Source organism: Tessaracoccus caeni (assembly GCF_029211185.1).
GTDB classification, from domain to species: Bacteria; Actinomycetota; Actinomycetes; order Propionibacteriales; family Propionibacteriaceae; genus Arachnia; species Arachnia caeni.
Map to the genome: position 1 here is coordinate 22,875 of NZ_JARGDO010000016.1, position 15,596 is coordinate 38,470.

Sequence of the window (15,596 nt, forward strand, 5' to 3'; positions counted from 1 at the left end):
GAGAGGTGGCGATTGCACACGATGGAGTTGCACATGAAGAAGTGGAAGTCAGTGGCAGCCGGTCTCGCCGCGGTCGCGCTGCTCGCGACGGGCTGCGGTGGTTCCGGCGACGACAAGGGCGGAGACGCCTCGGCCCTCGACATCTGGTTGCCGCCGCTCGCGGTGGACAACGTCGACGCCGAGCTCTGGGAGGACATCCTGAAGCCCTTCGAGGAGGACAACGGCATCGACGTCAACGTCACGATCGTCCCCTGGGACGCGTTTGAGACGAAGTACCTGACGGGCGTCTCGTCCGGCCAGGGCCCGGACGTCGGCTACATGTACACCGAGATGATCGGCGACTACATCGCCAAGGATCAGATCGTGGCGCTCGACGACAAGGTCACCGACGCGCAGCGCGAGAACCTGATCTTCCTCGACCGGGGCGAGATCAACGGCTCGCAGATGATGATGCCCTTCGTCGTGGGCGGCGCGCGCGTGCTGTTCTACAACAAGGAGCTCTTCGCCAAGGCCGGCATCACCGAGCCGCCGGCGAACTGGGACGATCTGGTCGAGGTGTCCCTCGCCCTTCGTGAAGCCGGCATCGAGCCGCTGGCCATGCCCTGGGGCGACCCCAACCGCGGCTCCATGAACGCGCAGTTCTTCCCGTTCGTCTGGCAGGCCGGCGGCCAGCTGTTCGAGGCCGACGGCTCCGCCACCAAGTTCGACAGCCCGGAGATGCTGAAGGCCGCGGAGTACCTGAAGCGGCTGAAGGACGAGGGCGTCATCGGTGACTCGGTCACCGGCCTCACCACGGAGGTCGCCCGCAAGACCTTCGAGAGTGGCGACGTCGCGATGTACATCGCCTCCGAGGCCGACGCCCCCTACTTCGACAACGCGGGCATCGACTACGGCTTCGTGATCTCGCTGACCGATCAGCAGCAGGGCACCTTCATCGCCCTCGACTCGCTGGTGATGCTGAAGGGATGCTCCGACCAGGAGGCCTGCTACAAGCTGATGAGCTTCATCACGGAGGGTCCGCAGATGACCAAGTTCCATGCGAAGACCAACTTCCCGCCGATCGGCCGCGACGAGCAGAGCAACTACCCCGAGGAGATGCTGGCCATCTACACGGAGAACACCGACATGCTCTACCCGCTGCCGGTGGTGGCGAACGGGCCGGCGGCCTACAACACGCTGTACTCCAACCTGCAGCAGATGCTGGGCGGCAGCAAGACGCCCGAGCAGGCTCTGGCCGACGCCGCGGCCGAGGGCAACACCGCTTTGTCCCAAGGCGTCCAGTGAGCGTGACCGCCACGCATAGCAGGGGGCGCCGCTCCGGCCTCAACCGCTGGGGCGGCGCCCTCTACGTCCTGCCGTCGCTCGCGATCCTCTGCCTGATCGCGCTCGCCCCGATCGTGTACTCCGCCTACCTGTCGTTCACCAACTACGACGTGCTGGGCGACCCGATCTTCACCGGGGCGGCGAACTACGAGCGGCTCATCGCCGATGCCAACTTCTGGTCGGCGCTCAAGAACACCGCGATCTTCACCCTGATCTCGGTGCCCCTGCAGATGTTCATCCCGATGGTGCTGGCCGAGGTGCTGGCGCGCTACTCGGGGCACGGCTTCTCGCAGGTGGTGCGCTCGGTGCTGTTCGTGCCCGTGGTGGCGTCGATGATCCTGATCGGCACGGTGTGGCAGTTCATGCTGGCCCCCAAGACCGGCTTCTTCAACACCATGCTGACCGCGATGGGGATGGACGAGGTGAACTTCCTCGGCCGTCCGTGGCTGGCGCTGGTGTGCGTCGCTCTGGTGAGCGTCTGGAAGAACATCGGATACTTCCTTGTGCTGTTCTACGCCGGCGTGCTGGACATTCCCGCGGAGCAGTTCGAGGCCGCTCGGGTCGACGGGGCCACCGCGATCCAGCAGTTCTTCCACATCACGCTGCCAGGGCTGCGTCCGGTGGTCCTGTTGTGCACGGTGTTGGCCACCATCTGGTCCTTCCAGGCCTTCGACCTGGTCTACGCCATGACCGGAGGCGGACCGGGTGGCGCCACCACGACCCTCGTGATGGCCATCTACTCGGCCGGCTTCCAGTCGTTCCAGATGGGCTATGCCTCGGCGATCGCCATGGTGCTGCTCGTCGTCGTGCTGCTGATCTCGATCGTGCAGCGCCTGCTCCTCGGAAGGGGTGACAAGTGATGGGACGCAAGATCGGCATGACGGTGCTCTACCTGGTGATCGCGGTCCTGCTCGCACTGGCGGTGCTGCCGTTCGTGCTGATGGTGATCACAGCCATCCAGGAGACCACCACGCTGCGCTTCACCGTCGACTTCGACAAGGTGACGCTGGCCAACTTCGTGAAGCTGTTCACGGTGCATGACTTCGGGTCGGCGCTGACGACGTCCATCGTCGTGGTGGTGATCGCGGTGGTGCTGAACAACGTCGTCTGCTCGTTGGCGGCCTTCGCGTTCGCGTTCAAGCCGTTCCCTGGCAGCGGGGCCGTGTTCAGCCTCTACCTGGCGACGATGATGGTGCCCGCGCAGGTGACCATGATCCCGATGTTCATCATGTTCCGCGAGATGGGGATCCTCGGCGGCTATCTGTCGCTGGCGCTGCCTGTGGTCAACGCGTTCGGGGTGTTCCTGATGCGCCAGTTCATGACGTCCATCCCGCCGAGCCTGCTGGAGGCGGCACGGATCGACGGTGCCCATGACCTGCGGATCTTCTGGTCGATCATCGTGCCCGCGATCAAGCCGGTCCTGATCGCGCTGACGGTGTTCACCTTCCTGACCACCTGGAACGACTTCCTGTGGCCGTTGGTCTCCCAGCAGTCGGGCGAGAACGTCACCCTGACCCTCGCCGTCTCCCAGCTCAAGGGCTCTTTCCAGACCCAGTATGGGATGGTGATGGCCGGCACGACGATCGCCTTCCTCGTGCCGTTCCTGGTCTACGTGTTCCTGCAGCGTCAATTCGTCGAGGGCGTCACCGCCTCCGGCATGAAAGGATGATCCGTGTCTCTCGAATCTCCCCGCCTTGTCCTCGTCGACTCGCTCACCAAGGTCACCCCGTCGTGGCAGCCCACCGCTCCCCTGTCCGGTCTCAGCGGGTGGCAGGGCGAGACGGTCTCCTTCCAGGTGGCCTGGCGTCCGCAGCGCACCATGCCGACCCGGCTGCGCAGCACTTTGCGGATCGAGATCGACGGCTGCGACCAGGCCGAGTTCTTCGCCGTCGATCTGGTCCCCACCCAGCTGCCGTGCTTCGACGGTGCGAGCGAGGGCTACATCGCCACGGAGGCGGCGATGCTCCCCGACGTGCTGCGTCCTCTCGCCACATCGGCTCCGGGTCGGATCCAGGTGATGCCCAATCACATCGGCTGGCACTCGGTGTGGGTGGATCTGCCGCTCCCCTGTTCTGACGTCCGGCTTCGGGCGTGGGTGAACGACGAGCTGCTGATGGATCAAGAGCTCGACGTGCTCACCGTCCCGCGCCCCCTCGAGCCGGCTCGCGTCAGCTTCGCCCAGTGGTTCCACAGCGATTTCCTCGCTGCGTACTACGGCGTCGAGATGTGGAGCGAGGAGCTGTGGACTGCGATCGAGTCCCAGATGGTCTCCGCCGCCCGGATGGGTACCACCGCGCTGCTGACGCCGGTGTTCACGCCGCCGCTGGACACCGCCGTCGGAGCAACCCGTCCGACGGCCCAGCTGCTGGACATCTCGCTGGAGGATGGCGTCTACCGGTTCGAGACCCCGCGCCTCGACCGGTGGATGCAGACCCTGGAGCGCGCCGGCATCCGTCAGGTGGAACTGCCCCACCTGTTCACGCAGTGGGGGGCCAAGGCCGCACCGCAGATCCATGTGAGCGTCGACGGTGTGAGCCGCCAGATGTTCGGGTGGGACACGCCGGCCTCCGATCCGGCCTACCAGGAATTCCTACTTCAGCTGGTGCCCTTCTTGAAGGAGTATTTCGACGCCCGGGTGGGCAGGGAGAACACGCTCTACCACCTCTCGGATGAGCCGATCCTGGAACACCTGGAGGGCTACTCCACCGCGCGCACCGCCGTGTGGGAGTCGCTCGAGGGCTGCATCGTGATCGACGCGCTGTCCCATCCCGAGTACAACGACCTGGTCGGCACTCCCGTCGTCGCCAACGACGCCGTGCCTGCGTTCCGGGAGCACGGCATCGAGCCGAGCTGGGTGTACTACTGCGTGGCGCAGTGCGTCGGCGTCTCCAACCGGTTCATCGCCCAGGATGGGGTGCGCACCCGGGCGATCGGCTGGCAGATGTACAAGGCGGGCGCCGAGGGGCTGCTGCACTGGGCGTTCAACTTCTACGCCACAGAGCTGTCCTCCCGTCCCGCCAACCCCTTCGCCGACACCTCCGCCGGAGGCGCCTTCCCCGGCGGAGACGCCTTCATCGTGTACCCCGGACCGGACTTCACCACCTGGGAGTCTCAGCGGCACCGCCTGATGGCCGGCGCGATGGCCGACATCGCGGCCGCACAGCAGGCCGAGCAGATCCTGGGACGCGAGCGCGTGCTGCGCCTGATCGACCCCGACGGCGATCTGGACTACGCCGACGGCTGGGTGACCAACCAGGAGTGGCTGGCACGACGACGCGCCCTGGACGAGGCCGTGGCTGCCGTGTCCCGATAGGGAGCCGCTTTTCTGATTGCCGGTGCGCCGAGACGGGGCGCCCGCGGATCTCCTCCGCGGGCGCCCCGTCGAGCATGACGCAGGTGCTCCCCCGCTCAGATCCGCGGCGAGGTGGCGGAAGGTCCAGAGGTTTCTCCGCCTCGTGACCAAAGCTGGCCAAGCATTCCGTGAGACCGACTCAGGTGGGCCGCATGACGGGTTAGCCTGCCGGGAACCGCGGGCAGTGAGGCCGACACTGAATCGCACTCACGCGGAACCCGGGGTGTGGGAGGAACAACCGTGCCCAGGACATCCAATGATCGTCACGGAAGCCGGATTCGCCGAGGATGGGCGATCGTGCTCAGTCTTGCCCTCGCGCTGAGCTCGGGGCTGCTCACCACCGTGACCGCGCACGCCAACGCGACCAGCTTCGGCCTCAACGGACACACCTTCGGCCCCAATCAGTACGTGGTGATCGACTTCGGCACCCTCACCCGCGACTGCGACACGTTCTGGACCACCTCCGACATCTACGTGGTGCCCAGCGGCAGCGTGGGGGCGGGAGGCACATTGAGCGACGTCTCGGGTTCGCCCAACACCGTGCAGGGAACCGGTCTCGGGTCGGGCGTGATCAGCGAGTTGATCGGCATCACCGCCCCCAGCGGCACGCTCGGCCCTGGCAGCTACGACATCATCGAAGACACCTGCCAGAACCGGGTCTTCGACGGTTCCGACACCATCTTGCCGAATGCCTTCGAGGTGGTGATCCCGACGGATGTCCCCGTTCTTCCTGATCCTCGGATCCAACAGCTGAAGTCGAGCGCCACCGCCCAGGCCGAGCACTGGCTCGACGCAGCCAAGGCGTACGCCATCTTCTTCACCCTCACCACCGCGTACTCGATGGCGAGCGACGCCACGAACCTGCAAGGCTTCTACCTCACCTATGTGTGCAGCTTCCTCCCGGAGATTCCGGATAGTCCCGTCAGTCCCTGGTGCCCGACGGTGAGTCCGCGCGACCTGATCAAGCTGCAGGCCGACGTGGTGAAGGTGATCGTGGACAGGGCTTCCCACTACCGCGGGATCGCCGCCGATCCGCCAGATCCGAACTTCGCCGACCCCAGCGTGCCCGCGGCACGCACCACCTTCACGCCCCCGCCCAGCGACAGTCCCCTGTGGCACGCGGTGGCGGAGTGGGCGGAGCACGTCGACCAGGTCAACGTCCTTTCGGCGGCCTTCCTCGGCTCCCTCGAGAAGTATCAGGGCGCCGCACTGGCCGACGACACCGCCGCGGCCCTGATGCACGCCTACGACATCCAGTCCTACGCCGGGCTGCTGAGCAGCGCACTCGCCAACGAGAGCAGCGCCCTCAATACCGTCAGTTCGGCGGCGAGCAGCAGCGGCATCAACCTCAACACCGGCCTCACCCGGTTGCGCGCGGTGATGTCGGAGGTCGAGGCCAACGGCATGAGCGCCGACGACGAGCGCGTCCTGCGCAATCTCGGAGCCACCCCGACGCAACTCGACGCCTTCGTCGAGGCCATGCTGGAGGAGATCGACCCCGACGTGATCCCCACCACCTTCTCGAGCTACTTCGCCACGCAGACGGATGTGAACAACCAGATGGCCGCCGCCTACGCGGATCTGGGCAACGCGATGAACGCGATCATCGCCGAGCTGACCGCTGTGGTGGCCGGGGAAGGAGCGACGGCGTATCCACGCCTGACCTCGCTCCGCGTCACCGCCACGATCCCCGCCGGTGCGGAGCGTCAGCTGAGCGTGGTCTGCACCGGGTGCGCGACGCTCGAGTGGGATCTCGACGGCGACGGGGCCTTCGACGATGCCACCGGCACCCCTGTCGACCACACGTTCACCACGCCGGGCCGCGCCCTCGTCGGCGTACGAGGAACCGACGCCGCCGGTCGCCATGTGGTGGCCTTCGCCCAGCCCCAGATCACCACGAACAACCGTCCGCCGGCCAACGGCGTGCCGGATCCGGCCGCCGACACCCTGGTGGAGGTGGAGTTCGGACAGTCCCGGACCTTCACCGTCTCCCCCACCGATCCCGACAACGACACCCTGACCACCCAATGGTTCGCCGCGGACAAGGCCGTCGCCACGGGAACCAGCTACACCTATACGGCCTCCCCCGCGGACGAGGGACGGGCGATCGCGATCTTCGCCCACACCTCGGACGGGAAATCGCGCTCCGCCACCACCCGGTGGGTGGCGCTCCCGGTGCACCCGGATGCCGACGGCGACGGCTGGCGGGCCAACGTCGACTGCAACGACGCCGACCCCGACGTCCACCCCGGGCGGACCGAGACTCCAGGCAACGGCATCGACGACGACTGCAACCCCGCTACTGCCGACACGGGCCCGCCCACCGCCAGCTTCGACGTCGACCCGGAGGTGGCGATTCTCGGCGAGGAGGTCACATTCACCAGCACCTCCTCCGACCCCGACGGCCCGCTGGCCTCGCTGGGCTGGGACTTCGACGGCGACGGCACCATCGACTCCACCGAGGCCGAGACCACACACACCTTCGCCGCCGGCGGCGCCCATCAGGTGCGCCTCACAGTCACCGACGGCGACGACCTGAGCGATACGGTCACGCGCACCATCACCGCCACCGACCGGCCAGTGGCCTCCTTCGGCTACGCGCCCACCCCGGTGGTGATCGGCAACCCCGTCGCCTTCACCGACACGTCCACCGACGCCGACGGCATCGCCTCCTGGGAGTGGGACTTCGACTACGACGGCGTGAGCTTCACGGTTGATTCGACGCAGCGGAACCCCCAGCACGCCTTCGGCGCGGCGAGCGTCGTGGCGCTGCGAGTGACCGACCTCCACGGCGTGGTCTCCGACGTCCACAGCGTCACCCTCGCCGCCTCCGGACCGCCGATCGCGGCGTTCAGCCCCCTCCCTGCCACCGGGCTCGGCGACGTGGCGCGCGTCGAGCACGGCGGCCGAGCGGTGCTGTCGAGCAGCTACACGAGTTCTCTGGCCCCGGAGGAGATGATCGACACGGACTACCCCAGCGGCGAGCGGGGGTGGCGCACCGCATCCGGCACGCCCACCAATCAGTGGGCCGTGATCGACCTGCACGGGCAATGGCAGTTGGAAGCCGTCGCCGTCCAGCCGACCAGCGTCGGCAACGCCCGGCCCGCGAAGGTTCGATTCGGGATCTCGAACACCGGGGCCGGCCCGGGTGGATTCACGACCGTGCTCGAACACGAGCTCACCAACGACGCCGCGCTGCAGCAGTTGGACATGCCGGCGACGCCGGCCGCGCGCCACCTGCGCTACGACATCCTCACGAACCGCGGCAACGCCGGCTACACCGAGACCACCCGGTTGCAGGCCCTGACCGGGCAGATCGGCGGCGCCGAGGTGCGCTTCACGGATCGCTCCACCGACGCCGACGGCGACATCGCGTCATGGCGGTGGGAGTTCGGCGACGGCGCCACCTCCGCCGAGCAGAATCCGACGCATACCTACGCCGCCCCCGGCGACTACACCGTGCGCCTGACCGTGACCGATGGCGACGGTCTGACCGCCACGAAGACCCTGCTGCAGCGCGTCGTCCCGCAACTCAAGGAACCGGACTTCAGCACGCCCGCGACCGGGGCCGAAGGCCAGAGCCTCAGCTTCTCCGATCTGACGCCGGCCTCCCTTGACGACCGCGCGATCGTGGATCGGACATGGGATTGGGGCGACTCGCAGACCACCGCCGGAACGCTGTCGCCCCGTCATACCTTCGCCGATGACGGTCGCTACGACGTGACGCTCACCCTCACCGACTCCTTCGGCTTCACACGCAGCAGCACCCAGACCGTGACCGTCGACAACCTTGCCCCCACCGTCGCCGCCGGCACCGACTTCCGTGCCTACGTGCGCACGCTCCCGTCCGGCCAGGTGGGAGCCGTGTGGACGCCCGCCCCCTCGGTCGGCGATCCCGGATCCGTCGACCGGCAGAGCCTGACCTGCGTGTGGGACTTCGGCGACGGCAGCCCCACCCAGACGATCCAGCCGTGCACCTCCAGTTCGGCCAGGGTGAGCCACGAGTACGCCGTCGGCGAGTACACCGCTACGTTGACGGTCTCCGACAAGGACGGGGGCTCCACCAGCGATGCAGCCTCAATCGTCGCGGAGAAGGCACCCACCTACCTCAACGCCTACCGGGTTCCCGGCTCGGACAACGGCTCCACCGTGGCCGTGCAGGTCAAGCTCTGGGAGGCTGTGACCTTCGGCGCGATCGCCGGCGAACGCATCACGATCGCCCTCGACGGCGAAACCCGCACCGTCACCACCGACAGCAACGGCCAGGCGCTGGTCACCCTTCCGATCGGCAGCGGACGCGCGCTGAGCGCCGAGTTCGCCGGCTCCGGCACCTTCCTGCCCAGCAGCGACAGTGCGACCATCCCCGCGGTGCAGCGCCCGCCGGGCGACATCGTGTTCACCATCGACGAGTCCGGCTCGATGGGTGGCGTGCAGGCCCGGATCCGCGACAACGTCGTCACCATCGCCAACCAGCTGGCCACGCAGCTCGACTACCAGATCGCCGTGATGGGCTTCGGCGGCGGCTTCCCGACGGTCGACGGCCGGCCCGGCTTCCTGCCCCGCATCATCGTGCCCGCCACCGATGATCTCGACGATGTCGCCGCCGCGGCCGCTGCCCTCACCACCGGTGGTGGCACCGAGCCCGGCATCAACGCCATCATCGATGCTCTCGGGCCCCAGGTCGGTCTGCGGGCCAGCGCCGGACGCTGCGTGGTCCTGGTGGGCGACGAGCCCGATCAGCGCTATCAGGCCAGCAACGAGGACGCAGCGCAGGCGTTGGCCGACAACGGCGCCATCCTGTTCTCCATCATCACCGTGAACAGTTCCACCCAGGCCTATCAGAACCTGGCCACGAACAGCGGCGGGGCCTTCTTCCCGATCGGCGAGTTCGCCGCCGACCCGCAGCCCGTGTTGCAGAGCCTGCTGGACAGCTGCGCCACGGCGCTGGTCGAGCGGCCTGACCTCACGGTGGCCATCGACGACGGCCGGACCGAGGTGTCCTCGGCCGACGAGGTGACCTACACCGTCACCGTCAACAACGTCGGCCCGATCAAGGCCACTGGAGTGGAGCTGCAGGTCACCCTCCCGGCCGGCGTGACCGTCGTCGACGCCGGCGACGCCACGGCGTCGGGAGACACCCTCACCTGGCCGCTGTTCGAGGTGGCCGGCGCGGGCAGCACCACGCGGGAGTTCGTGGTGCGCGTCGATGAATCGGTCGACGTCGGCAACACCCTGGAGGTGACCGCCGAGGCCTTCGATGACGGTGCCAACGGCAGCGACCTCACGCCCACCAACAACGTCGCCTCCGACGTCGATACCGTGGTGGCCCCGCCGGTCCGTACCGGATCACTCACGGTGGTCACGAACGTCACCAATGACGACGGCGGCATCGCCCAGCCTTCGGATGCCACCATCACCGTCTCCGACGGCGGTGGTGTGCTCGCGAGCGCCCAGGGAACCGTCTCGGGCACCAGCCACGACCTCTCGGCCGGCAGCTACACCGTGACGAGCAGCGCCCTGCCGGGCTACACCGTCACGATCGGCGGCGACTGCGCCGTCGACGGCACGGTGGATCTGGAGGCGGAGGACGAGCTCACCTGCACCGTGCTCTACGACGACGACCCGGTCGCGCCCCCGGTGAAGGGCACGCTCACCGTGGTCACCACGGTGATCAACGATGACGGCGGCACCGCCCAGCCCTCGGACGCCACGATCACCGTCTCCGATGCCACCGGAGCGGTGGAGAGCGATCCGGGATCGGCGACCGGGGCCAGCTACGACCTTGCGCCCGGCGGCTATGCCGTCAGCGCCACCGGTCTTCCGGGCTACTCCCGCACGATCGGCGGCGACTGCGCGATGGACGGCGCGGTGACCGTCGAGGAAGATGCCGAGCGCAGCTGCACCGTCGTCTACGACGATCAGCCCGCCGCGGAGCCGACCGCCGAGCTGACGGTACGCGCCGTCGTGATCAATGACGACGGCGGCGCCCTGACGGTGGCCGACACCACCATCCAGGTCGCGGACGCCACGGGCGTCATCGCGGGCGGGCCAGGAAACGAGACCGGCGAACTCTACGAGCTCGCCCCCGGCAGCTACACCCTGAGCGGAACCGCCCTTCCCGGCTACGCCCGCAGCATCGCCGGCGACTGCGTGGCAGACGGCAGCGTGGAGTTGGCCGACGGAGACGAGCGCGCATGCACCGTCACCTACGACGACATCCCCGGATCGGTGACCGTCTCGCTCACCGTCGACCACAGCGGCTACGAACCCGACGATCCGGCCACACCCGACGACTTCGCGGTGACCGTGAACGGCGTGGAGGCGAGCCTCGGAACCGCGATCACGCTGCCGGCCGGCGCGCACACCATCGCGCTCGCCGGGCGCGCCGACTACCGGGTGGCTCTGCTGGGCCGGTGCGCGTCCGGCGAGGTCGCACTGGGCCTCGACGAGCATGTCACCTGTGAGGCCGTGGCCACGCCGATCCCGCCGGTCGCCGAGCCGGGCGCGCTCACCGTCCGTACCGTCGTGACCAACGACGACGGCGGCAGCGCGCGGCCCTCCGACGTGACGATCCAACTCACCCGGGGCTCTTTGCTGGTCTCCTCCGATCAGGGCGACACGTCCGGAACCGCTCACGAGCTGGAACCGGGTGACTACGCCGTGGGTGCGCCCGCCATCCCGGGCTACCTCCGCACGCTCAGTGGCGACTGCGCGGCCGATGGATCAGTGGCCATCGGCAGCGGCGACGAACGAGCCTGCGTCGTCACCTATGACGATCAGCCAGGATCGTTGACCGTACTCTTGACGATCGACCATAGCGATGGCGTCCCCGACGAGCCTGCGGACGAGTCGGACTTCTCCCTCGTGGTGAACGGCACCGCGTCGGAGTTCGGCCGCGCGGTCGTACTCCCCGCGGGAACGCACGGTTTCACCGTCGACGGTCCCGATGGCTACACCATCACGCTCGGCGAGGCCTGCCTCGGTGGCGACGTGTCGCTGGCACTGGGCGAGCAGCGCACCTGTCAGGTCGTCGCGAAGGGGATCGTGACCCAGGAGCCGAGCCCCACGCCGGAGCCCACACCCTCTCCGGAGCCGACGCCTTCGCCGGAGCCGACACCATCTCCAGAACCCACACCGAGCCCTGAGCCATCTCCCACGCCCACATCCAGCCCGGATCCGACCCCCAGCCCCAGCCCCTCGCCGAGCCAGACGCCCGATCCGGATCTGCCCTCCACGGGGTCCGGCGAACACACGGGCCTGTTGCTGGCGATCGGCCTGGTATGCGTGACCGCCGGAGCGGTGCTGATCAGAGGGTGGCGATCCAGTTACTGATCAGGCGGGCGCCGGAGGCGCCGGACTTCTCCGGGTGGAACTGCGTCGAGACCACGGGGCCTGACTCGACGGCGGCGACAAAGGTCTCGCCCTCCTCGGTGCAGGTGGCCTGGAGGGCGTCGCCGTCCCACGGGCGCGCGGCGTAGCTGTGCACGAAGTAGAACCGACGTCCGTCCAGGCCGGCGAAGAGCGCCGAGCCCGGAGGCACCTCGACGGTGTTCCAGCCCATGTGCGGCAGTCGTTCGATGCCCAGCTTGTCCACCTGGCCGGGATACAGGCCCACGCCGTCGGTGTGCAGGCCGTGCTCGTTGCCGCCTTCGAACAGCACCTGATGGCCGACGCAGATGCCGAACAGCGGACGCCCGCCGTCCACCCACTCGCGGATCAGATCCTCTCCCCCGGCCTCGCGCAGCGCCGTCATGCAGGCCGCGAAGGCGCCGACGCCGGGCACCACGAGCGCGTCCTGGCGGCGCAGCTCGTCGAGGTCGCCGGTCACCACCAGATCGGCACCTGCGTTCTCAAAGGCGCGCGCCGCGGAGTGCAGGTTGCCCGATCCGTAGTCGAACAGGCCGACCTTCGGGCTCACAGGGCGCCCTTCGTGCTGGGGATCCCCGCCTGGCGGGGATCGATCTCGACGGCTTCGCGCAGCGCCCGGGCCAGCGCCTTGAACTCGGCCTCGACGATGTGGTGCGGATCGCGCCCCGACAGCAGATTCACGTGCAGGCAGAGCCCCGCGTTGAGGGCCAGCGACTCGAACACGTGATAGGTCATCGAGCCCGCGTAGGGCACCCCGCTGCCGCCGATCAGCGCGTAGGCCTGCCCGTCGGGCTCGCCCTGGCAGGTCACGTACGGCCGGCCGGCGACGTCCACCACGCAGGACGCGACCGCCTCGTCGAGCGGCACCACGGCGTACCCGTAGCGACGGATGCCCCGCTTGTCGCCCAGCGCCTGCTTCAGCGCCTGGCCGATCACGATCATGGTGTCCTCGACGGTGTGGTGGCCGTCGATGTGCAGGTCGCCGTCGGCCTCCACGGTCAGATCGATCATGGAGTGCTTCGACAGAGCCGTCAGCATGTGGTCGTAGAAGCCCACGCCGGTGTTGATGGTCGAAGTGCCGGTGCCGTCCAGGTCGAGGCTGACGGTGATCGTCGACTCGCTGGTGGAGCGGGTGATGGTGGCGGTGCGGTTCATGCCTTGTTCTCCTTGAGAGGGTCGATCTCGTCGAGGGCGTCCTTGAGGGCCTGCATTTCGGCGGGCGTGCCGGCGCTGGCGCGCAGGTATCCGGCGGGGCCGGTCTCGCGGATCAGCACGCCGCGGTCGAGCAGCGCCTGCCAGACGGCGTGCCGGTCGTCGAAACGGCCGAAGAGGACGAAGTTGGCGTCCGAAGGCACCACGTCGTAGCCGCGATCACGCGCCCAGGCCTGGAACTCGCGGGCGCTGGCCCCCAGTTCGGCCACCCGGGCCAGCAGTTCGTCGGCATGCCGCAGCGCGACCCTGGCCACCGCCTGGGTCTGGGCGCTCAGGTGATACGGCAACCGGACGATCCGGCACGCGTCCACCACGGCGGGCGCGGCAGCCAGGTAGCCGAGGCGTCCGCCCGCCAAGGCGAAGGCCTTGGACATGGTGCGCGAGACGATCAAGCGCGGGTGCTTCGCGAGCAGCGTGACGGCCGAGGGCTTGGTGGAGAACTCCTGGTAGGCCTCGTCGACGACGATCAGCGCGCCGCTATCGGCGGCCCGCGTGCAGATCTCGTCGATCACCGCGAGCGACGTCGAGGTGCCCGTCGGGTTGTTGGGCGTGGTGATCAGCACCACCGTCGGCTTGTGCTCGGCGATCGCATCCAGCGCCAGCTCCGCGTCGACGGTGTAGTCGTCGCGGCGCGGCGCCGTCACGTAGCCGGTGACGGTGTTGCGCGCGTACTCCGGGTACATCGAGTAGGTGGGCGTGAAGGCCAGCACCGTGCGCCCCGGCCCGCCGAAGGCGGTGAGCAGGTGCGACATGATCTCGTTGGAGCCGTTGGCCGCCCAGATGTTGTCGGCGGTGAGCCCCTCCCCCAGGTAGGCCGCGAGATCCGAGCGCAGGCTGAGCGCCTCGCGATCGGGGTAACGGTTCAAGGTGGCCGCCGCCCCCGTGATCGCCTCGGCCATCTCCGCGGCGATCGCCGGGCTGGGCGGGTACGGGTTCTCGTTGACGTTGAGGGTCACGGGCACGTCGAGCTGCGGCGCGCCGTAGGGTTCCTCGCCGATCAGGTCGGTGCGCAGCGGCAGCTCGTCGAGGGTGATCTTGCTCATCGGGGCCTCCGCACCGTGATCGCGTTGGCGTGCCCGGGCAGGTCTTCGGCGAGCGCGAACCGCTCGACGGAGTCGGCCAGGTCGAGCAGGCCCTGTTCGGTGTAGTCGATGACGTGCACGGTCTTGATGAAGCTGCGCACCGTCAGGCCCGACGAGTGGCAGGCGCAGCCCGCCGTCGGCAGGACGTGGGTGGAGCCGGCCGAGTAGTCGCCGAGCGACACCGGCGAGTAGTCGCCGACGAAGATGGCGCCCGCATTGCGGATCCGCGCCGCGACCGCCGGGGCGTCGGCGGTCTGGATCTCCAGGTGCTCCGCACCGTAGGCGTTGGCCACGGCGATGCCCTGCTCCACGTCGCGCACCAGCACCACGGCCGACTGCTCGCCGCCCAGCGACGTGCGGATCCGGTCGGCGTGCTTGGTGACCGCGATCTGGGCCTCCAACTCGGCCTCCACCTCCGCGACGAGCGCCGTCGAGTCGGTGATCAGCACAGAGGCCGCCATCGGGTCGTGCTCGGCCTGGGAGATCAGGTCGGCGGCGACGAAGCGTGGATCGGCGGTGCCGTCGGCGAGGATCGCGATCTCGGTGGGACCGGCTTCGGAGTCGATGCCCACCAGACCGCGGACCAGGCGCTTGGCCGCCACCACGTAGATGTTGCCGGGACCGGTGATCAGTGACACCGGCTCGCACAGGCCCTCGGCACCGTGCGCGAACAGGGCGATCGCCTGCGCGCCGCCCACCGCGTACACCTCGTCGACGCCGAGCAGCCGGCACAGCGCGAGAATGCTGGGGTGCGGGTAGCCGCCGAAGTCCTTCTGCGGAGGCGAAGCGACGGCGATCGACGTCACGCCCGCCACCTGGGCCGGCACCACGTTCATGATCACCGACGAGGCCAGCGGCGCCAGGCCGCCGGGTACATACAAGCCGACGCGTTCGACAGGGATGTTGCGCACCCCGACGCGGGCACCGGGGGCCAACTGGGCGGCGGCCGGGTCGACGTCGCGCTCCAGCGTCTCGGCCACCAGCCGGCGACGGCGAATGGACTCCTCGAAGGCCGCGCGCAGCTGCGGATCCAACTGGGCTTCGGCGCGCTCCAGCACCTCGGCCGGAACCCGGAGATGTTGCGGGACCACGCCGTCGAAGCGCTCGCAGTACTCGCGGACCGCTTCTTCGCCCCGAGCCGCCACGTCCTCGACCACCGGGCGCACGGCATGGAGCGCGGCCTCGACGTCGAATGCGGCGCGCGGCAGGTGACGGCGGTAGTCGCCGCTCACCCCTGTCAGATCAACAACTCTAGGCAC

General features: G+C 68.7%; 9 protein-coding genes. 5 read left to right on the top strand and 4 right to left on the bottom strand.

The features are described from left to right. The first annotated feature begins 33 nt into the window (after positions 1-33). From P0D62_RS13755 to P0D62_RS13775, 5 genes are all read left to right on the top strand, one after another. Positions 34-1,284: an ABC transporter substrate-binding protein gene (locus P0D62_RS13755; protein WP_275703119.1), complete on the top strand. Its 1,251-nt coding sequence runs from the start codon at positions 34-36 to the stop codon at positions 1,282-1,284. 2 nt (positions 1,285-1,286) lie between these two features. Continuing rightward, the gene (locus P0D62_RS13760) at positions 1,287-2,183 is read left to right on the top strand and encodes a carbohydrate ABC transporter permease (protein ID WP_275703120.1); all 897 of its coding nucleotides are present in this window, start codon (positions 1,287-1,289) and stop codon (positions 2,181-2,183) included. Continuing rightward, entirely contained in the window at positions 2,183-2,992 is an 810-nt protein-coding gene (locus P0D62_RS13765; RefSeq protein ID WP_275703189.1) for a carbohydrate ABC transporter permease, read from the top strand. The genes P0D62_RS13760 and P0D62_RS13765 overlap by 1 nt, the downstream gene beginning before the upstream one ends. Before the next feature lie 3 nt (positions 2,993-2,995). Further along, positions 2,996-4,636 (top strand): DUF4091 domain-containing protein, encoded by a 1,641-nt coding sequence (locus P0D62_RS13770; RefSeq protein ID WP_275703121.1) that lies wholly within the window; start codon positions 2,996-2,998, stop codon positions 4,634-4,636. A gap of 336 nt (positions 4,637-4,972) precedes the next feature. Next, on the top strand, positions 4,973-12,007 hold the full coding sequence (locus P0D62_RS13775; RefSeq protein ID WP_275703122.1) for a PKD domain-containing protein: 7,035 nt from the start codon (positions 4,973-4,975) through the stop codon (positions 12,005-12,007). On the opposite strand, the gene hisH is transcribed toward P0D62_RS13775, so the two are convergent. Genes hisH through hisD form a run of 4 tightly spaced genes read right to left on the bottom strand, consistent with a single transcriptional unit; the run spans position 11,982 to position 15,596 of the window. Beyond that, positions 11,982-12,593 (bottom strand): imidazole glycerol phosphate synthase subunit HisH, encoded by a 612-nt coding sequence (gene hisH / locus P0D62_RS13780; protein WP_275703123.1) that lies wholly within the window; start codon positions 12,591-12,593, stop codon positions 11,982-11,984. The two genes, P0D62_RS13775 and hisH, sit on opposite strands and share 26 nt — an antisense overlap. Further along, positions 12,590-13,198 (bottom strand): imidazoleglycerol-phosphate dehydratase HisB, encoded by a 609-nt coding sequence (gene hisB / locus P0D62_RS13785; protein ID WP_275703124.1) that lies wholly within the window; start codon positions 13,196-13,198, stop codon positions 12,590-12,592. The genes hisH and hisB overlap by 4 nt, the downstream gene beginning before the upstream one ends. Continuing rightward, positions 13,195-14,298 carry a histidinol-phosphate transaminase gene (locus tag P0D62_RS13790; RefSeq protein ID WP_275703125.1) on the bottom strand — a complete coding sequence of 368 codons (1,104 nt, stop codon included), beginning with the start codon at positions 14,296-14,298 and terminating at the stop codon, positions 13,195-13,197. Before P0D62_RS13790 ends, hisB begins: the two co-directional genes overlap by 4 nt. Then, positions 14,295-15,596: a histidinol dehydrogenase gene (hisD, locus tag P0D62_RS13795; RefSeq protein WP_275703126.1), complete on the bottom strand. Its 1,302-nt coding sequence runs from the start codon at positions 15,594-15,596 to the stop codon at positions 14,295-14,297. Before hisD ends, P0D62_RS13790 begins: the two co-directional genes overlap by 4 nt.

Excerpts from the sequence above, each read along its gene's own strand:
- P0D62_RS13755 (WP_275703119.1), top strand. The coding sequence starts at position 34 with ATGAAGAAGTGGAAGTCAGTGGCAGCCGGTCTCGCCGCGGTCGCGCTG.
- P0D62_RS13765 (WP_275703189.1), top strand. The coding sequence starts at position 2,183 with ATGGGACGCAAGATCGGCATGACGGTGCTCTACCTGGTGATCGCGGTC.
- hisB (WP_275703124.1), bottom strand. The coding sequence starts at position 13,198 with ATGAACCGCACCGCCACCATCACCCGCTCCACCAGCGAGTCGACGATC.
- P0D62_RS13790 (WP_275703125.1), bottom strand. The coding sequence starts at position 14,298 with ATGAGCAAGATCACCCTCGACGAGCTGCCGCTGCGCACCGACCTGATC.